Here is a 19822-nt window from a genome sequence, read left to right as displayed (position 1 = left end):
ATGATCGAAGGCGTCTCCAACAGCGAAACCAGCCTGCTTTTAAGCAGCGTCTGACGAGCACCGGCGACGACCACCATTGATCAACGTCGGAAACCGCGTCTCACGCAATCTGATCTAATGCCGAAAGGCGAAGTGCTTTATGACCGGACCGCGCCGAACAGCCACATCAGTTGCCCTCGGCACCTTCTCCCGACGGATCAGTACACAAGCACGAGATCGCGCTTCCCCCATGGGTCGAGCACACCGTGTTCCGGCACCTGTATCCTAGGCGATATCGAGAACCGGGCGCGTCTCGAAAGAAAACAGGTTCTTTGCCTCGCCGATGCGGAAGCCGTTGACGAAGGCGTAGAGGGATTGGGGTCGCCGTGCTGGCGTGGCGCGGCGGCAGGATTCGGGGCCAGCAGCCTCGCCAACGCCTGTCTCCAAAAGTCGCCGGCGGTGAAAACCGTCGTCATATTGGCGGCGTTCTTTGTCGGCGGCTCGCGCATCGAAACGGATTCGCATAATCTGAGGCGGGTTCTGGCCGGGGCACTCTGGGCGCTTCTGTTCGGGCGCGGCTTCAGGATAGCTACCGGCCGGCTCCGGCGACCGGCGCGCAAGCACAGAGAACATGGCCGCAGGCACAAACACGGAGAGCATCGGTCGATGAAATTTGCAGAATATGCCGAAAAGCTGATGATGATGGACGACAGCACCTGGCAGCGCCATGCCAGCCCGTGGAGCGGATGGAGCCGACTGACGGTCCTGCCTGCGATCGCGCTTGCCGCCTGGAGCCGGGTGCTGATCGGGCCCTGGGCCATCCTGCCGGCCATTGCAGCCCTTGCCTGGGTCTGGCTGAACCCAAGGCTTTTTTCGCCGCCCGCCCGCAAGGACAACTGGATGACGCGCGGGATTTTCGGCGAACGGGTCTGGCTCAGACGCAAAAGCGTGCCCATTCCCGCCCATCACGAGCGCGCCGGCAATCTGTTGAACGCGCTTTCGGCCGTTTCCGGCCTGGTTTACCTAGCCGGCCTCATCTGGCTCGATCTATGGGCCACGCTTTCCGGAATGGCGCTGACCATGCTGCTCAAGCTCTGGTTTCTCGACCGCATGGCCTGGCTCTACAGCGATATGGAGAAGCAGAACGCCCAGTATGCAGCATGGTCGTCTGGGGGCACTCCTGCATGAACATGGACAGGGAAATGGCGTGGCCTACCCCATGTGCAGGCCGAGCACTTGCTCGGACAGCGTGGCGACGGAGTTCTTCCTCTCTTCCCTGAAAACCCCACGGCTCCGAAAGAAAGTCTATCAGTCGCCCAACCAGGCGAACGCCGACATTTTCGATCGTCAGGATGAGGCGGCCCAAAAGCTGAATGGTCGTCGCCAGACCAGACAGCAGCCCGGTGTGCTGAGCCCTGCGCATCAAAGAAACACAAGTCCACCGCCCTTACAAAGGAATGCGCAGGACCACCGATAGACCGCCCTCTTCGTTGAGGTCGGCGCGGATATCGCCGCCGTGGACATGAAGCGCTCTCTGGGCGATGGAAAGGCCGAGACCGAAGCCGAGCTGGCTTTCGCCGCCCGTATCGACACGTTCGAAGGGCCGGAAAATGCTCTTCAGGTGCTCGCGCGGTATCCCCGGCCCGCTATCCTGGACCCTGATCTCCAGCGCGTCGATGCGGCGGATCGCGGTGACCGCGACCTCGGAGCCGGGCGGAGAGTATTTGACCGCGTTGCGGATGACATTTTCGATTGCCCTGTAAATCAGTTCGCCGTTGACCGCGACGACAGAGGATGTCAGCCCCTCGTAGCTGATCGTCACGTTCTTCGTGAGGCTTTCAAACCGGCAATCATCGATGATATCCGCGATGAGATCGATGATGTCGACCGTCTGTCGCTGCAGTGGCAAAGGCTCCGAGGCATTGAGTTTTGCAAGGGTCAGGACCTCCTCGACAAGATCATCGATCCGACTGATCTCACGCTCCAGCCGGCTCGTCATCGCTTCCATGCGTGCCGGGTTTTTCTTCAGAAGGCTGATCGCGACCTGCAGCCGCGCCAGCGGGGAACGCAGTTCGTGGGAAACATCGTGGAACAGCCGGCGCTGGACATCCTGGAACTCTTCCAGTCGCTCCGCTGTCAGATCGAAATCATAGGCAAGGCCGGCGATCTCGTCGCGCTTGCGGTCGATACGGTCGCCGATGCGGGTGCTGAAACGGCCCTCGGCCAGCGCCCTCAGACCGACTTTGATCTCCTGCACCGGATGCGTGAGATACCGGGCGAGCCAGAACGCCGCCAGCGCTGCCGCGATGATGGCCGAAACCCAGGGAATGCTGCGTGGAAGCAGTCGGGAGAAAAGGCTTCGTTCGAGTTCGTCTGCCGCGAGCCTGTAGCACGTCGCACCGACGGAGACGAACCGTTCCCGCCTCGTATTGTCGCTTCCCGCACAGGCGTTCGGGCCGGAAACTTCCGTGAGTTCCAGCCCGACATCGAGCGGAGAACTGCCCGCGACCGCGATGAACTCGCGCGTCGCCGCCGGACCGGAACTAGCCAGCAGGCCGGCGGCGGCCGCGAGGGCGAAATCGGATTGCCGCTGCCGCAGCTCCTCTTCAAAGGGCGTCGCCCGGCTGACATAGGCGACGAGCAGAACACCGAGGATCGAGCTGGCGATTGCCAGCCAAATCATGATGAAGGCATTCAGAAAAAGCTTCTGCATCAGGTCTCCTGAAGAAGCTGGTACCCCTGGCCGCGCACCGATTTGATCCACGTGGTTCCGTCGGGGCGATTGCCGAGCTTCTGCCGGATACTGCTGATATGCACATCGATCCGGCGATCGAACGGGGCGAGATTGCGCCCGAAGACGCGGCGCGAGATGTCCTGCTTGGCGACAAGCTGGCCGCCATTGCGCGCGAGGATTTCAAGAATGCTGAACTCCGTGCCGGTAAGCTCCAGCGGTTGGCCCTGCCATTGCGCCGTGCGCGTGCCGGGATAGAGCAGCAGCGCGCCGGCCCCCAGGCCATCGGCATCGCCCGCCGGCTTCGCGCCCGTCCGTCTGAGGACCGCGCGGATCCGGGCAACCAGTTCACCGGGCATGCACGGCTTGGCGATGTAATCGTCGGCGCCGAGATTGAGACCCGCGATGCAGTCCACATCGTCGCCCTTGGCCGTCAGCATGATCACCGGAATCTCGCTTCTGCGGCGGATGCGCTGCAGGGCGTCGATCCCGTTGACATGCGGCATCATGACATCCAGCACGATGATATCGACGTGACCGTCCTCGGCGGCAGAAAGTCCTGCGCGCGCGTCGACGGAGCTCTCGACCTGAAAACCCTCGTCACGCAGATACTCTCCCAGCAGCGCTGTAAATTCCGTGTCGTCGTCGATCAGAAGTACATTTGGCATGTTCGATGGCCTCTTCCACCGGCAGTCATACATTCGGCGGCAGCACACAGAAGAAGTTTTACCTATCTTTACACACTCTTAACGGCGCTTCACATCCCCGCCTTTATGTAGGTCCGGTAACCGCCAGCCGGAGTATCGTTCCTTGCGCCCCCGTAATTTGCACAACGTTGCCGATAGATGCCAGAACGGCGGCCCTGAAGTCGCCGCAACAGAGGAGCGCCAATGGTGACCGTGGTCCGTCTTTCGGCGATCGCGGCACTGTCCGCAACCTTGAGCGGTTGCGTGGTCGGACCGGATTATCACGCTCCCGCGCTTTCGCTTCCGGCCAAATGGGCCTCCAGCGGATCGGCGACCGACGCCCGGTCCGCGCCCGTGCTTGCCGACTGGTGGAAGCGATTCAACGATCCCGTTCTCGACCAGCTCGTGGACCAGGCGATCCAGTCCAACCGCGACATCGCCCAAGCCAAGGCAGCGGTCCGCGCGGCGCGCGCCACGGCGCGCGAACAGTCGGGAAGCCTGTTCCCCTCCCTGTCCGGCTCCGCCTCGGCGACAGACAATCGCGCCCAGACCAACACGTCCGGTTCGAGCGACTATGCCCAGTATGAGGGTGGATTTGATTCCATTTGGGAGCTCGATCTTTTCGGCGGCAACAAACGGGCCGTAGAGGCTCAGCGCTATGCCGCGCAATCCACCGAGGAGGAGTTGCGTGACACGCTGGTGACCGTGATTGGCGATGTCGCGTCCTACTACATCGACGCACGCGCATATCAGCAGCTCGCCAGCCTGGCGCAACGTTCCGCGGCTTCCCAGTGGCAGACGGCCAAGCTCACGAAGAGCCAACTCGAGGTCGGCCTCGTGTCCGATTTCGACCTGCGCAAGGCTGAGGCACAGGCAGCGTCGACCGAAGCCGATGTCCCCGCCTACCAGATTTCGTACACGGAGTCGGTGAACAGACTGGCCGTTCTGCTGGCAAAGCCTGCCTCTGAAATCGATGCGATGCTGGACGCCGGAAAGACAATCCCCACCCCGCCGGGCAAGACCGCCGTCGGCATTCCGGCCGAAGTCCTGGTCACGCGTCCCGACGTGCGTTCGGCCGAGCGGCAGCTTGCCGAGGCCACGGCGAAAATCGGTGAGGCCGAGGCCAACCGCTATCCTTCGCTGTCGCTGACGGGCTCGATCAGCACATCGGCGACGTCTCTCGGGGAACTCGGCGAAAAATCGACGATCGGCTGGTCCTGGGGACCGCAACTGAGCATACCGATCTTCCAGGGCGGACAATTGAAGGCCGCTGTCGACGTCGCCAAGGCTGAGCGCGACCAGAGCCTTGCCAACTACCAGTCGGCGGTCCTGAATGCGCTGGAAGAGGTCGACAACGCGATCATCGCGCTCAACCGGACGCGGACGCGGATCGGCTCCCTCTCCTCCTCCGCCAAGGGATACCGCGATGCCGTGCGGCTTTCGAAACAAGCCTATGAAGCGGGCGAGACGGATTTGTTCGATACGCTCGATTCAGAACGTTCGCTTTATTCAACCGAGGAAAGCCTCATTCAGTCGAGAGCCGATGTCGCGACATATTACGTCGCACTGAACAAGGCGCTTGGCGGCGGCTGGAGCGGTATGATCGACGTGTCGCAGCCGCTGGCAGAAGACACGCAGGAAGGCCCGCATGTCATCGCACGCAAATGACACGGCGGGCAGCCGCCCGAATCTCTGCCCGCTCCCCCACGCAGGCGCGGCCCCGATGGAGAACGACATCGCGCGAGGCTTCCATTCGCTTCGTACAAATCTAAAGGGAACACGAATGACGACCATTTCTCGACTTGTCGCCATTATCTTTTGCCTGCTGGGCAGCCTGCTTCTCGGATATATGGTCGCAGCGCGCCATGCCAGCGGCGCCGAGCAGGCACAGTCGTCGCCGGCCGCATTGTCGGTAACGGTCGCGAGGCCCATGAGCGAAATATGGCCCGAAGAGCTTTCGGCCAGCGGCTGGCTTGAAGCATGGCAGGAGGCCGTCATCTCGGCGGAGGTCGGGCAGGTCAGGGTCACGGCGGTCAATGCGGATGTCGGGGACAGCGTCGCGAAGGGCGACGTTCTCGCCGAACTGTCGCAGGAACGCCTGAAGAACGACATCGCCGCCCTGCAAGCCTCGGTGGATTCGGCAGAGGCAGCGCTGGACAAGGCCACGGCGGATGCCGACCGGGCCCGGCAGTTGAAGGGGTCCGGCTCGGTTTCCGATCAGCAGATCGTCGAATACCTCGTGGACGAGCGCAAGGCGAAAGCCGATCTCGACTCCGCCAGGGCCGAACTGGCTTCCTCAAAACTCGATCTCGAGCGGACCCGGATCGTTGCCGTCAGCGACGGCGTCGTCTCTTCCCGCAGCGCCGCGCTCGGCGACGTGGTGAGCCAGGGCGAGGAAATGTTCCGGCTGATCCGTGACAACAGGATCGAATGGCAGGCCGAAGTGCCGGCGAACGAACTCGAGAAGATCGCGGTCGGGACCCCGGCCGAGATATCCTCCCCCAGGGGAACGGTTTCCGGCACTGTGCGGCAGATCGCCCCTTCGGCCTCTTCAACGAACGGTCGCGTGATCGTTTATGTCGAACTCGCCCCACCGAAAGACGCCCCCCAGCCAACCATCGACACGATGGTGAGCGGCGTCTTCAGGCTTGGCGAAAGCGCGGCTCTGAGCGTGCCCTCGACGGCGATCGTGGTCGCCGACGGGTTTTCCTATGTCTTCGTCCTCGACGGCGAAGACAGCAACAAGGTCACGCGCGTGAAGGTCGAGACCGGGCGGCGGCAGGATGACCGGGTCGAGCTTCTGGGCGACTTTCCCTCCGATGCCGAGGTGATCCAGTCGGGAGGCGCGTTCCTCTCGGAGGGCGTGACCGTCAATGTTGTCGATGACGAGACCGGGACCGCCGGCCAGGAGACGACACAATGAATTTCTCCGCATGGGCAATCCGCTATCCAGTCCCGCCGATCCTCGCCTTCGTCCTGCTGACGGTCATGGGCCTGATGGCCTTCAACCGTCTGGACGTGCAGAATTTCCCCGACATGGACCTGCCGACGATCGAGATATCGGCAACGCAGGATGGCGCCGCTGCATCGCAGCTTGAAACCGAGGTGGCGCGCAAGATCGAGGACCAGTTGACCGGTCTGACGATGCTGGATTCGGTGACCACGACCATCACCGACGGGTCGGTCTCGATTTCGGTCGCCTTCCAGGTCGGCAAGGATACCCAGGTCGCGCTGGACGAAGTCCAGAATGCCGTCGACCAGGCCCAGAGCGACCTGCCGTCCGATATGGACGCGCCGACCGTCTCCAAGAGCGACATCGGGTCGTCGCCGCTGATCACCTATGTGGTGAGTTCGGACAAGCTCGATGATGCCGAGTTGAGCTGGTTCATCGACAACGATCTCGAGAAGGCGCTGATGCGAGTGGATGGCGTCGGCGAGGTCGGACGGCTCGGCGGCATCGACCGCGAAATCCGCGTCGAACTCGATCCCGCTCTTCTGGATGGCATGGGCCTGACCGCGGAAGACATCAACACGCGGCTGGAGGCGGTCCAGCGCGACCTTTCCGGAGGCGAGGCGGAAGTCGGTGGCAACAAGCAGAGCGTGCGGGTTGCCGCAGCCGCCGAAAGCGTCGAGAAACTGCGCCGCATGCCGATCCCGCTGCCGAATGGCGGATGGGTGCGTCTCGATGAACTCGGAACCGTCACCGACACCCATGCCGACCTGACATCGCTCGCCTATCTTGACGGCAAGCCGGTGATCGCAGCCCAGATCAAGCGCCTCAAGGGATATTCAGACCTCGCCGTGACCGACGCTGTCCGCGAGGCGTTGACGGGTTTCGCGGCGGCTCACCCGGAGGTTACGCTCGAAGAGGCCTACAACACCGTCCTGCCAACGGAGCAGAATTACCTGGCATCGATGAACATGCTCTATGAGGGCGCGGCGATCGCCGTCGTCGTGGTGTTCCTGTTCCTTCTCAACTGGCGGGCGACACTGCTTTCGGCCGTTGCCCTGCCGCTGTCGATCATTCCGACATTCCTGGTCATGGACCTGCTGAACTATTCGCTGAACACGGTGACCCTGCTCGCCCTGTCGCTGGTCGTGGGCATCCTCGTCGACGATGCGATCGTCGAGGTGGAGAATATCGAGCGGCACATGCAAATGGGCAAGAACGCCTATGATGCGTCGATGGAGGCGGCGGACGAGATCGGCCTTGCGGTGATCGCCACAAGCTTCACCCTGATCGCCGTGTTCCTGCCGACCGCCTTCATGAGCGGGATCATCGGCATCATCTTCAAGCAGTTCGGCATCACCGCCTCGGTCGCCGTCCTCTGCTCCCTGCTCGTCGCCCGTTTCGTGACGCCGATGATGGCGGCCTATATGATGAAGACGCCGGCGAAGACGAAGTCCGGGGACGGCTGGCTGATGCGCCACTATCTCGCGGTGGTGCGGGGCGAACTGAGGCGCCGGTGGATTCCGGTCCTGGGCGTCATCCTTTTCTTGGCGGCGACCGTCCTGCTGTTGGGCAATCTGTCCACCGGCTTCTTTCCGGCCTCCGATGACAGCCAGACACAGATATCGATCACGACGACGCCCGGTTCGACCATCGAACAGACCGACGCAGTCGCGAAGAAGGCCGCCGAACTGGCCTCCGGGGTCGACCATGTCACCGGGATTTTCCAGGCAACCGGCAGCGCGTCCACCGGCGGCATGGGCGGAAGCAGCGGTGACTCAGACTCGGTCACATCGGCGACGCTGGTCGTGAACCTGACCAATATTGACGACCGCGACGTGACCCAGACCGAGATCGAAAGCGACATACGCAAGGCCGTCGACGGGATACCCGGAGCCCGGGTCGAGATTGGCGGCGGCGGAAACGGAACCGAATTGCAGCTGACGCTCGCCGGCGACAACTCCGAGACGCTGGAGTCCGCGGCGGCCCGGCTGGAAGAGGATATCCGCTCCCATATCAAGGGCATCGGCAATGTCACCTCGTCGGCCGCCCTGCAATCGCCGGAAATCGTCATCACACCCGATCTTGCGAAAGCCGCCTCCTACGGGGTGACCTCCCGGGCGATCTCGGACGCGATCCGGGTGGCGACCGCGGGCGCCTACGATTCCGCGCTGTCGCATCTGAACCTGCCGGAGCGGCAACTGGATATCCGTGTACTACTGGCACAAAGCGCGCGCCAGTCGCTGGACCAGATCAGGCTTATTCCCGTGGCGGGAACCGACGGCAATGTCACGCTTGGAACGATCGCCGACATTTCCATCGGTGCCTCGCCCAGCGAAATCAACCGGCTGGATCGTTCGCGCAACGTGACGGTCACGATCGAGCTCAACGGCCGCAATCTCTCCGATGTCAACCGGGAAGCACAGCAGCTCGACAGTTACCGGAACCTTCCGGCCGGCGTCTCATTCGTCGAACAGGGCGACCTGAAGCGTCAGACGGAGCTGTTCGATAGCTTCGCCACGGCGATGGCGATCGGCATTTTCTGTGTCTACGCCGTCCTTGTCCTGCTGTTCCACGACTTCCTCCAGCCGATCACCATCCTGATGGCCCTGCCACTCGCACTCGGCGGCGCGCTGTTCCCGCTGGTGATCACCGGAACGAGCTTCTCGATGCCGGCGGTGATCGGCCTCCTGTTGCTGATGGGCATCGTCTCGAAGAACTCGATCCTGCTCGTGGAATACGCGATCGAGGCCCGGCGCCATGGCATGGCGCGGTTCGAAGCCATCGTCGATGCCTGCCACAAGCGGGCACGGCCGATCATCATGACCACCGTCGCCATGTCGGCCGGCATGCTGCCGGCGGCGCTCAGCCTCGTGGAGGGCGATCCGAGCTTCCGCCAGCCCATGGCCGTCGTCGTCATCGGCGGACTGATCACCTCGACCATGCTCAGCCTTCTCGTCATTCCGGTGATCTACACGCTGATCGACGATGTCGCGCGCGGTATCATGAAACTGTTTGGAAAACGGCCGAAAAACAGCGATGCGACGGCGGCCAAGTAGGTCAAGCGCAGCGCCGCCCGAAATGCGGCAACAGCGTGGAGCGTCTCGCTAAGACGATGTCGGCTCGCACGACATCCTTCGCTATCAGTTGCCGATGCCTCCGAGCAAGAGATCGAGATGGGCATCGGCGGTTTTACTTTTCATGGTGCGTCATATTAAAACGAGCTATACCGGCAAGGCGACCACCCTAATGCCCTGCTTGCAGAAGCGTCGAGCAGAGTTCAACGTTGAACCGTCACGAGGTGATCCGTCGTGAACTCCTCGACGATCCAATGACCGTTGAAGCGGCCAAGGCCGGAGTTCTTTTCGCCGCCGAACATCACATGGGGAAAGTCATGGATCGTGATGTCGTTGATGTGGGTCATTCCCGCCTCAAGTCCCTGCGCGAAACGCAGTCCGCGCTGTTCGTCGCCGGTGATCACCGCGCTTGAAAGCCCATATTCGGTATCGTTTGCGAAAGCGAGCGCTTCGCCTTCGTTTGCGGCGCGGATCACCGGGGCGACGGGCCCGAAGATTTCACTCTGCGCAAGGCGCGAGCGATGGTCTACACCGGCGAAGACGTGCGGCGGCACGATCCGCCCCTCCACCGGGCCGGAGACGCGCAGATCGAAACCCTGCTGGCGACCGGACTCGATCAGTCCGGTGACGGACTGAACCTGCGCATCATTGCACAGAGGCCCGATCATCGTGTCCTCCGCATTCGGGTCGCCATATTTGATGCCCGACACCGCCGCGCAATAGGCTTCCAGAAAGTCGTCATGAAGCGCGTCATCGACAATGATGCGATTGGTGCTCATGCAGATCTGCCCGCAATGCAGGAAGCGACCGACAACAGCCGCATTGACGGCCATGGCGATGTCGGCGTCATCGAGAATGACGAGCGGCGCATTGCCGCCAAGCTCCAGTCCGAGCTTCTTCAGACGGGTCGAACCGGCGGCAACCTGTGCGATGCGCTGACCGACCTCGGTCGAGCCGGTAAAGCTGATGATCCGCGGGATCGGATGGGCACAGAAGGCGTCGCCAATCTCCGACCCGGCGCCGATCACCACATTGAGAACCCCGGCGGGCAGGCCCGCTTCCTCGTAGATCTTCGCCAGAAGAAGACCGCCGGTCACCGGCGTGTCGCTGGCGGGCTTGAGCACAACCGCGTTGCCGAGCGCGATGGCCGGCGCGACCGAACGGTTGGAGAGATGAAGCGGAAAATTCCACGGGCTGATGACCCCGATCACCCCCACGGGCTTGCGGTAGACGCGCGCCTCCTTTCCCGGATGATCAACCGGCATGATCATGCCATGCATCAGGTAGGGCATGCTGGCGGCTTCGGCCATGCCGGCGCGAACCGCCTCGAACTCGGCCGTGGCTTTCATCCGCGTCGAACCGGATTCGCGGATGACCCAGTCGATGATTTCGGCGCGCCGGCTGTCGAGAATGCCGACCGCATTATGGAAGATCGCCGCCCGCTCCTTCGGAAGGGCCAGTGCCCAGTCTTTCTGTGCCTCGCGCGCGGCCTCGTAGGCCCGGTCGAGGTCGTCCCGTCCCGCCATGGCGATCCGGGTCAGCAGGCTGCCGTCATAGGGGTTGATGTCATCGAGCTCGCGCATCGCCGAACCGGCGCACCACTGCCCGTTGATATATTGCCCCGTGAAGCCCTCATAGGCCGGCAATGATGTCTGCTCTTTCATGGTTTCCTCCAGACGCTCCCGAAATACATCAGTTTAACTATAGTCCGGCGACTGCCGGCAACCAGACGGAAAGAACGGGCAGCAGGATGATGATCGCCAGAACCACCATAAAGGCTGCCAGAAACGGCAGTGCGCCGCGAAACACCTGCATCATCTTCAAACCCGTCGCATCCAAGGCGAGATAAAGCCCCGGCCCAACGGGCGGCGATACCAACCCGGTCAGTGTGGCAATCGCCAATACCACGCCGAAATGCACTGGATCGACGCCAAATTGGGTGGCGATCGGCAACAGCACCGGGACGGTCACGATCAGCACGCCGATCCCGTCGAGAAACATCCCCAGGACGAACACCGCAGCACAGACAAGAACGAGAAAGCTCACCTGCCCGATCGCGATGGACGCAATGGCGCGCGCCAGCATATCCGGCACGGCCTCGTAGGCCAGCGTCCAGCCGAGCAGTGTGGCAAAGCCGATCAGCATGATAATCGAGGCGGAGGACAGCACGACATTGTGCATGACCGGCACGAAATCGCGAAACCCGAGCCGGCGATAGACCACCGTCGAGAGCAACAGCGCGACCACCGCAGCCAACGCCCCGGCTTCCGTCGGCGTCATGGCGCCAGAGACGACGCCCCAGATGATTGTCAGCGGAATGAGGCCCGGAAGGGCATCCGCCGCGATCTCGCGCCAGGTTCCGCCGGGAAGACGGCTCTCGTCCACCTCAGGCAGATGCGACTTCGAGAGCCAGACCGTCACAAAGAAGGCCGCCATAAGCAACAGGCCGGGAATGAGACCGGCAATGAACAGCGCCGCCACCGACTGATAGGCCAGGACGCCATAGATGATCATCAGCATGGACGGCGGAATGATCGGACCCAGGAGCCCGGTGGCCACCGTCAGGCCGGTGGCAAACTGGCGACTGTAGCCCTGGCGCTCCATTTCCGGCACGATGGAGCGCGACATGATCGCGATCTGCGCGGTCGCCGAGCCGAGAATGGCGGCGGCGAATGCATTCGTCAGCACGTTGACGAAGGCCAGTCCGCCGCGCATCCGGCCGACGATCCGCATCGATGTACGGATCAGCCGCTCGGTAATGCCGCCCCGGTTCATGATCTCGCCCACCAGCATGTAGAGCGGGATGGCCAGGAACCCGTTGGCTTCGATCCCTTTCACCGATTGCACGAGAAAACTGTCGAACAGGACCGACGCATCATTGGTCCACGCGAAGACAATCGCCGCCATCAGCAACAAAAAGATGATCGGCAGGCCGAGACACAGGAAGAGGAAAAAGGCGGCGAGTGTGATCATGTCGCGCTCTCGCCCTGTTGCCGTCCGCCGCGGGCAGGCCAGGTATCGACAAGCTGCACGAACTGATGGAACACCAGAAAACAAAGTTCCGCGGTCACGATCGCATAGAGCAGCGCGCGCGGCAGGCCAAGCGTGGCGGAGCGTTCCGCCCAGACCCAGGGCACCATCAGGTAGCGAATGGAAAAAGCCGCCAGCGCCGCCGCAAGGGCAAGCACCGTCAGCCGCATCACCCAGCCGATGACGGCATGGGTGCGGGCACCGACCCGTCCGCCGAAAAGATCGATCGTGATCAGCCGCCCTTCAGCCACCATCAGACTGAAACCGGCGAAAGTCGCGACGATCATGAGCACAAGCGCAAGTTCCTCGGCAAAGAACAGGGGAGATTTCAGCAGGTAGCGGCAGATCACCTGCGCGATCAGGATCGCTACAAGCCCCGTCATCGCAAGCACGGCGATGAAAAGCTCCAGGCGAAACATGTACCGGTCGAGCATTTTGAGATGTTTCATGGATATCTCCCGAACAGAAATCTGCCGCCGGCACGGTATGCCGGCGGCAAGGCGCTCAATTCTGATTGGCTTCGTAGAAGCGGCGGATCAGCGGATCACGGTCGAGAAAAGCGTTTCGGACCGCCTCGCCCGCCGCCTGAAGTGCTGGATCATCAATCGCGCCGATCTGCGCTCCGTCGGCGGCGAGTTTATCGAGCTGCGCCGCCTCCCCCGCAGTCTGGGTCGCGATCGCCCAATCCTGCGTTTCGGCCACCATCTCTTCGAAGCGGGACTGTTCTTCGGGGCTCAAGCTGTTCCACCAGCGCGCCGAGGCCAATATCGCGGCGGGAAAGGCCATGTGGTTGGTCAAGATCAGGTAGGGCGCCTGTTTCTGCATCTGCAGGCCGGAGACGATGTCGATGTCGACGTCGACCGCGTCGATCACCCCCGTCACCAGCGATGGCATGATTTCCGGCAGAGGCAGGGCCGTGGGTGCTGCTCCCAGATCGCGCCACCAACTGTTGAAGATATCATTGGGAAAGGCGCGGACCTTCAGCCCGGAGATATCCGCGACCGACGTAATGGGCTGTTTCGACAGCAGATGGCGCTGACCGGGGAAAACATAGCCTAGCCCCTTGATGCCCTGCGCATCGAGCCGGGCGAGCATTTCCTGCGCCGGCGCGCTGTCGGCGGCCTCGCCCGCCTCTGCCAGCGTCTCGAACTGATAGGGCAGAAACCACGCCAGGAACGACGGATCGCGATTGGCGAGATCGCCCACCGGCACGACGGCGAGCTCGACCGCGCCGCTTTGCAGCAATGACAGAACGGTCGGAACATCGCCAAGCTTGTTGACCGGGAATACCTCGATCGTATCGCCGGTATTCGCCTGCGCAAAGGCATCGGCCAGGTGATACGCCGATTTTGTCATGATATGCGGTTCGGGCGTGGGCGTTGAGAACTTCAATTCCCGTGATTGTGCCGCCATGCCTGCGCCGAGCCAAAGGCAGAGCGTCAGGCCGGTCAAAAGCCCTGTTGTCAGATGTTTCATAATGGTCTCCTCCCTCATGGTTTCAAGATCGCTTTCGCGCCGGCTCCTCTTCCGGCACGAACGTTCCGTGGCTTTCCACGGTGACCGGCGCCGCGAGGCGTTCGATCATGGGCAACAAGTTCTCAAGCGTTGCGACAGGTTCGATCGCCGCCACATAACGGTCCCGGCGCAGCAACAGCCCGTGCGCCAGACAGCCCCGGAACGGCTGGTTCGAGAAGAACCGGCTCCGGTCGTGCAGGATCGGAAACGATGCGGCGACCGGGTTCATCCACTCTGGCGTCAGGCCGATAACGGCGGCACCTGCCGCCTCGAACCGCGCATTGAGCTCGGCGCTGACAAAGCGATCGGGCATCTCATCGAATACCAGCACCACCGGACGATCCGGCAGGCAGTCGTCGAGCAGGCATTCCTCCCTGCCGGGCCGGGTCACCAGCGGCTGGGGTATCATGCGCCCGACGGCAGCCGCGCCTGTGCTCGCCGTGGACGGCCGGATCATGCCCGCGTGGAACTTCGGCTTGGGCTTGTATTTCATCTGCGCGACGTAATCGCGCGCCGGTCGATAAAGCCCCAGGAGCCGGAAACCCGTTCGGATCGCCATTCCGCGCAAGGCTGAATCGGGCATCATCACCTTGCCCATCCTGAGCGCGAGTTCGATCATCGACCAGGCATGCGGCTTGCGTTCGGTCTGGTAGCTGTCGAGCAGGTCTTCGGGGTCGGCCATGGCAAGCGCCTCGGCCAGTTTCCAGGCAAGATTATGGGCGTCACGAAGGCCGCTGTTCATGCCCTGCCCCGCAAAAGGCGGTGTCAGATGCGCCGCATCGCCGGCCAGGAACACGCGCCCGTCGCGCCAGCGCGAGGCAATGCGGGCGTGGAAGGTGTAGACCTTCTGCCGCCTTATCGGCTCATCGCGATCCGGCCCCACCTCGGCGAGAAGGCGACGCGCGAAAGCCTCGCGTTCGGCTTCCTCGGCGGTTTCTCCGGCATTGAGCTTGAACTCGTAGCGGCGAATCCCGCCCGGACCGGGCAAGGTGATCGCAGAGCGCTTCGGATCACAGAAAACCTCGGTGTGGAAGCAGCGGTTCCGCGTGGTTTTGAGATCGACGATCAGCCAGGGTTCCTCGAACGTGGCCCCCTCCATCTCAATGCCAAGGGCCTTGCGCACCATCGAGCGACCACCGTCGGCGGCCACCATGTAGCGAGCGCGCAGCTGACGGGCCGTGCCGTTTTCCAGCACATGCGCTGCAACGTGATCTCCTGCCTGCTCAAAGCTCGTCAGGGCTGCGCCGAAACGGGCGTCGACCATGGCATGGCGCGCGAGCGCGCGGCGCAGCGTGGCTTCGAATTCGGGCTGCTCGAATGCATTGCGCTTGTCAAAGCCATATTCCTTGACGAAAGGTTTGACCTCGGCAAAGACGCGGCCCGATGGCCCCTTGTAGAGCGATCCGTAACCTTTGGCCGTGATTGCGGAAATCTCGGCAGACAGGCCGGCGGCCTGCAGCGCGCGCATGGATTCATCGTCAATGGATACCGCGCGCGGCTCCGCGACCGTGGTTTCGTTGCGCTCTATGAGTATGGTGCCGATCCCCATCGAACCGAGAAGATTGGTCAGCAAAAGACCGGTTGGCCCCGCTCCGACGACAAGGATATCTGCATCCAGAGATGTGGCCCGCATATCAGAGCCCGCTCTCGTCCATGACCGGGTTGACGAGCGTGCCGAGCCGGCCGATTTCGACCTCGACCACATCGCCGGGCTTGAGATAAACCGGCGGATCGCGGCGATCGCCGACGCCCCCGGGCGTACCCGTGACAATAACGTCCCCCGCCGAAAGCGGCGTATAGGTCGAGATATAGGCGATCAATCGCGGGACCGGAAAGATCAGGTCGGCGAGCGTCGCATCCTGCACCACCTCGCCATTGAGGCGCGTGCGGATCGGCAGTTCCCGGTAATCGCCAACCGTGTCGGCGCTCACCATAAAAGGCCCGAAAGCACCGGTGCCCGGAAAGGTCTTGCCGGGGCCGAACTGGTGGGTGTGGCGCTGCCAGTCGCGAATGGTGCCGTCATTGTAGCAGGCATAACCCGCCACATGCGAAAGCGCGTCTTCTTCAGCGATGTTGCGTCCGCCGCGTCCGATAATGACGGCCATTTCGCCTTCATAATCCAGCCTTTCGGAGACAGCCGGACGGATCATAGGCGCACCGTGCGCGATCTGGCTGTCGGCGTAGCGGGTGAACATCGTTGGATATTTCGCATCGGGCCGCTTGGTCTCGGCGCGGTGGGTCTCGTAGTTGAGGCCCACGCAGAGGATCTTGCCCGCGTCCGGGATCACCGGCAGCAAGGTGACATCGCTGAGTGCCATCTCCGGCGCGCACGATTCGACGTAGTCGGCGGCCTCAGCGAGAAGATCGGCGGCGATCAAGGCCTTGAGGCTGTCAATCTGGGGACGGATCCGGCCGGTCAGATCGACAATTCCCCCGTCGACCACAGCGCCCATGCCGGTCTTGCCGAGGCGAGTAAAGCTGATGAATTTCATGGGAAACCTCCTGTCACGAGCGCAGAATGGCGCGGCCCCATTTGTTGAGCGTGCGCGGATCCTGCGGCCAGTCGATGACCGTGCGATCGTAAATCGTTTCCAGTTCGCCGGAGATTTCGATCCAGTTTCCGTCCGGGTCCGTGTAGAACACGAACAGATTGTTGCCCGGCCCGTGACGGCCCGGCCCCCAGGTCAACAGAACGTTGTTGGCGGCGAACCGGTCGCAGAACTTCTTGATGTTTTCGAAACTGCCCGCTTCGTAGGAATGATGATCGACGCCGGTGCGATCGGACAGGAAGCACGCGATAGTGTGATGTTCGTGGTTGGTTGTGGTGAACACAGTCGCTGGCTGGCCGTTTTCGTGCAGCACACGATCCGAAAGGAAGAAGCCGAGCTTGTCGACATAGAAGTCCCTGAAGCCGTCGAGATCCTGCGTGGCAAAGGTGAGATGCTGGATGGGGGCATGCAGCCCTTCGCGCTCCGGCAGATAGGCGGTGGTGCGCTGTCTTGCCACTCCGAAGCAGATCAGGTGCCCGTCATTGTCGCGAACGGCAAAGGCGCCATCCTCGAAATAGGGCGAGACGCTCTCAAGGATCTCGACGCCACTGGAAACCACCTGCGCGCGCTGTGCGGCAAGAACATCCGCGTTCCGGTAGGCCAGCCCGGCATAAGCCAGCTTTCTGTCCTCGCCCTTCACTGCCACAAACCGGCGCATCGGGCCCAGGCACCGATATTCGGTAGCCGAAACCCTTTCCACCTCCATGTCCATATTGGCGGCGTAGAAATTGGCGAGCCGTTCCGGATCGGAACTCTCGAAGGCGACGTGATGCAGATATGCCCCCGCCTGAACAGCATTGTGCGACATTATGTCCTCCCTTACGATTTTCGTTACGATTATCTATCTTCGACAAATTAACAAGTGCTATTTTTAATATTTATCATTTTTAGGTAATTTTTATATTTTTATAATCCTAAATGTCCACCAAACATCAAAGCAGGCCGGCGTGAAAGCGCTGTCCAGAAACAGGAGAATAAAATGCCGAAGGAATCCTGTTATCCGGAACCAAACCACTGTTGATTTTCGGTTTTTGCCGATAAAAGATAAAAACGTTATCCAGAAGAAAGCATGAGAGAGAGCCATGACGACGACGGGAATTACGCGCTACACACGGATCCTTGCGTTGTTTGACCAGGCTTATCCGACGTGGACCGTCGCCGAGATATCGGCTGCTCTCGACACCTCCGCCAGCACGCTCTACCGGCTGATTCGGGAGATGGTCGCCGCCGACCTGCTGGAAAGCACCGTGGAATCGCGCTACCGGCTCGGGCCGCTCTTCGTGGAATATTATCGCCGCCTGAAACTGACCGACCCTCTGGTCCTGTCCGGCTCGAAATTTCTTCGCCCGCTGCTGAGTCAGATCCCCTGCCCCTGCACGACCATTCTTGCCCGGCTTTACGGCAGAACGGTCATGTGCGTCGCCGAAGAGCGCTCAAGCGTTGCCACCTTCGCCACAAGCTATGAACTCGGTCGCCCCATGCCCCTGTTGCGCGGCGCGACATCGAAAGCCGTGCTCTCAACGCTGCCGAAACGCCAAATCATGTCGCTCATTGCCCAAGGCACCAGCCGTGAGAAAGATGACGGCGAGGCACTCTATGCTGAGTTTACGAGCATCCGGAAGATCGGGATCAGCGAAACCCATGGCGAGATCGATACCGGTCTTGTCGGGATCGCGGCACCGCTGCGAAGCACCGAGCTCGGCATCAACGCGTCGCTCTCGGCCATCGTCGAGGAGCGCACGCTCACCGAGGAAATACGCCCGCAAATCTATGCTGCCCTCTCCTCGACCGCGCGGATGATCGAAGGCTTCATGGCCGAACGCGCTGCCGACGCGAAGGAGGCGAACTAGCGCAAAATATCAATAAAATAGAATTCATACTATGTTGATTTTATCTTATTTCGATAATTTTGTGATTTTAGTTTGACTATTAAATTGATTTTTGCGAATTCTATCGCAGAGACCCTTTCATTTCATGTGATCGTGTAAGGGTCGTTTCGGGAGGATAGCAATGTCATTTAAACCCACGCGGCGCGAAGCGCTGCTACTCGGCGGCGCATACGCGGTTGCCGGAACCCTTATCGGCCGTTCCATCCGTCCGGCGTTTGCCGCCGGGCGCACGCTCAAGATCGGGATCGTCTCCCCCAGGACCGGCCCCATGGCCGCCTTCGCGGAACCGACCGAATTCGTCGTCGCGCGCATTCTGGAAGCGACCGGCGGCGCCATCGAGAACGCCGGCGTGCGCTACCCGCTTGAAGTGGTTGAACGCGACACCCAGTCGAACCCCAACCGCGCGGCGGAGGTGACGCAGGACCTCATACTGTCCGAAGGCGTCGATGTGGTTCTGTGTTACGGCGGCCCGGAAAATGCCAATCCGGCCTCCGACCAATGCGAGCTCAACGGCGTGCCCTGCCTGGCCTCCGATGTGCCGATCGAACCATGGTTCTTCGGCCGCAATGGCGATCCAGAGCAGGGTTTCGACTACACCTATTGCGCCTTTTTCGATGTTGCGACCTATGCCGGCGCCATGCTCGCCTTCATGGACAAGATCGCCCCCGGCGGCACGGTCGGCGGCCTCTGGCCGAATGATGCCGACGGCGTCGTCCTGTCGCAGGCTTTTACGGAGGGCTTCGGCGCAGCCGGATACACTATCGTCGATCCGGGTCGCTTCGACCTGCCGACCTCGAGCTTCTCGACCCAGATCGCGAAATTCCGCGACAGCGGCGTGAACATCGTCCAGGGCATCATGCCGCCGCCGGACTTCACGCTGTTCTGGACCCAGTGCGCTCAGCAGGGTTTTCAGCCGAAAGCGATGATCGCGGGCAAATCGTCGGAGTATCCGGCCTCCGTCCAGCCTTTGGGCGACAAGGCGGTCGGGGTTTCCGTGCCGATCTGGTGGACCCCGGAATTCCCCTATGTCTCCTCCCTTGACGGCACCTCGGCCTCCGAGATCGCCCGCGCCTATGAGACGGAGACCGGGCGCCAATGGACGGCGGGCGTCGGCTCGCGTTATGCCATGCTCGAAGTGCTCATCGATACGCTGCGGCGTGCCGATGATCTCGATGACCCCGAAAGCGTCAACGCGGCTCTCGGCGCGACCCGGCTGGAGACACTCTGCGGAACCATCGATTTTGCGACCGGCCCCGTGCCGAACTCGGCGAAGCTCGGGCTGGTTTCCGTGCAGTGGGTCAAGGCGGGCGGAGATTACCCGTTCCCCTATGACATGGCGGTGGTCGAAAACAGCTTCCATCCAAGCGTACCCGTCTCGCGCGCCCCCTTCCCGATCCCTTACGGCTGAGCCGCCGG

The 19822-nt window shown here is 61.9% G+C and carries 15 protein-coding genes; 6 read left to right on the top strand and 9 right to left on the bottom strand.

The window, feature by feature from the left end:
* Positions 1-645: 645 nt before the first annotated feature.
* Positions 646-1167 carry a DUF6653 family protein gene (locus tag V6766_RS20940; RefSeq protein ID WP_448469830.1) on the top strand — a complete coding sequence of 174 codons (522 nt, stop codon included), beginning with the start codon at positions 646-648 and terminating at the stop codon, positions 1165-1167.
* Positions 1168-1426: 259 nt separating this feature from the next.
* On the opposite strand, the gene V6766_RS20935 is transcribed toward V6766_RS20940, so the two are convergent.
* Both V6766_RS20935 and V6766_RS20930 read right to left on the bottom strand, forming a co-directional pair.
* Positions 1427-2692, bottom strand: a complete 1266-nt coding sequence (locus V6766_RS20935) for a HAMP domain-containing sensor histidine kinase (protein ID WP_448469828.1) — start codon at positions 2690-2692, stop codon at positions 1427-1429.
* Positions 2692-3378 (bottom strand): response regulator, encoded by a 687-nt coding sequence (locus tag V6766_RS20930; RefSeq protein ID WP_448469826.1) that lies wholly within the window; start codon positions 3376-3378, stop codon positions 2692-2694. The genes V6766_RS20935 and V6766_RS20930 overlap by 1 nt, the downstream gene beginning before the upstream one ends.
* Positions 3379-3600: 222 nt before the next feature.
* Between V6766_RS20930 and V6766_RS20925 the strand changes: the two genes are divergently transcribed.
* The 3 genes from V6766_RS20925 to V6766_RS20915 all read left to right on the top strand — a co-directional run bounded on the left by V6766_RS20925 (position 3601) and on the right by V6766_RS20915 (position 9405).
* Positions 3601-5064 carry an efflux transporter outer membrane subunit gene (locus V6766_RS20925; protein WP_448469824.1) on the top strand — a complete coding sequence of 488 codons (1464 nt, stop codon included), beginning with the start codon at positions 3601-3603 and terminating at the stop codon, positions 5062-5064.
* Positions 5065-5179: 115 nt separating this feature from the next.
* Positions 5180-6319 (top strand): efflux RND transporter periplasmic adaptor subunit, encoded by a 1140-nt coding sequence (locus V6766_RS20920; RefSeq protein ID WP_448469822.1) that lies wholly within the window; start codon positions 5180-5182, stop codon positions 6317-6319.
* Positions 6316-9405, top strand: coding sequence for an efflux RND transporter permease subunit (locus V6766_RS20915; protein WP_448469819.1), 3090 nt, complete (start codon positions 6316-6318; stop codon positions 9403-9405). Before V6766_RS20920 ends, V6766_RS20915 begins: the two co-directional genes overlap by 4 nt.
* 221 nt (positions 9406-9626) lie before the next feature.
* Here the strand turns inward: V6766_RS20915 and V6766_RS20910 are convergent, their stop codons facing one another.
* The 7 genes from V6766_RS20910 to V6766_RS20880 are packed head-to-tail and all read right to left on the bottom strand — an operon-like array spanning position 9627 to position 17325.
* A complete protein-coding gene (locus V6766_RS20910; protein ID WP_448469817.1) occupies positions 9627-11087 on the bottom strand; it encodes an aldehyde dehydrogenase family protein in 1461 nt (486 codons plus the stop codon).
* Positions 11088-11124: 37 nt separating this feature from the next.
* Positions 11125-12396 carry a TRAP transporter large permease gene (locus tag V6766_RS20905; protein ID WP_448469815.1) on the bottom strand — a complete coding sequence of 424 codons (1272 nt, stop codon included), beginning with the start codon at positions 12394-12396 and terminating at the stop codon, positions 11125-11127.
* Entirely contained in the window at positions 12393-12902 is a 510-nt protein-coding gene (locus tag V6766_RS20900; RefSeq protein ID WP_448469813.1) for a TRAP transporter small permease, read from the bottom strand. Before V6766_RS20900 ends, V6766_RS20905 begins: the two co-directional genes overlap by 4 nt.
* A gap of 55 nt (positions 12903-12957) precedes the next feature.
* Positions 12958-13929 carry a TRAP transporter substrate-binding protein gene (locus V6766_RS20895; RefSeq protein WP_448469811.1) on the bottom strand — a complete coding sequence of 324 codons (972 nt, stop codon included), beginning with the start codon at positions 13927-13929 and terminating at the stop codon, positions 12958-12960.
* Positions 13930-13951: 22 nt separating this feature from the next.
* Complete coding sequence (locus V6766_RS20890) at positions 13952-15601, bottom strand: bifunctional 3-(3-hydroxy-phenyl)propionate/3-hydroxycinnamic acid hydroxylase (protein WP_448469809.1); 1650 nt, start codon at positions 15599-15601, stop codon at positions 13952-13954.
* A 1-nt stretch (position 15602) separates the two neighbouring features.
* A complete protein-coding gene (locus V6766_RS20885) occupies positions 15603-16460 on the bottom strand; it encodes a fumarylacetoacetate hydrolase family protein (protein WP_448469807.1) in 858 nt (285 codons plus the stop codon).
* Positions 16461-16473: 13 nt separating this feature from the next.
* Positions 16474-17325 (bottom strand): VOC family protein, encoded by an 852-nt coding sequence (locus V6766_RS20880; RefSeq protein ID WP_448469805.1) that lies wholly within the window; start codon positions 17323-17325, stop codon positions 16474-16476.
* A gap of 274 nt (positions 17326-17599) precedes the next feature.
* Between V6766_RS20880 and V6766_RS20875 the strand changes: the two genes are divergently transcribed.
* Both V6766_RS20875 and V6766_RS20870 read left to right on the top strand, forming a co-directional pair.
* The gene (locus tag V6766_RS20875) at positions 17600-18367 is read left to right on the top strand and encodes an IclR family transcriptional regulator (protein ID WP_448469803.1); all 768 of its coding nucleotides are present in this window, start codon (positions 17600-17602) and stop codon (positions 18365-18367) included.
* A 160-nt stretch (positions 18368-18527) separates the two neighbouring features.
* The gene (locus V6766_RS20870; RefSeq protein WP_448469801.1) at positions 18528-19814 is read left to right on the top strand and encodes an ABC transporter substrate-binding protein; all 1287 of its coding nucleotides are present in this window, start codon (positions 18528-18530) and stop codon (positions 19812-19814) included.
* Positions 19815-19822 lie beyond the last annotated feature (8 nt).

The organism is Martelella sp. AMO21009 (assembly GCF_053484295.1).
Note: the sequence above shows the minus strand (reverse complement) of the source record. Positions and strands in the feature narration are given on the sequence as shown.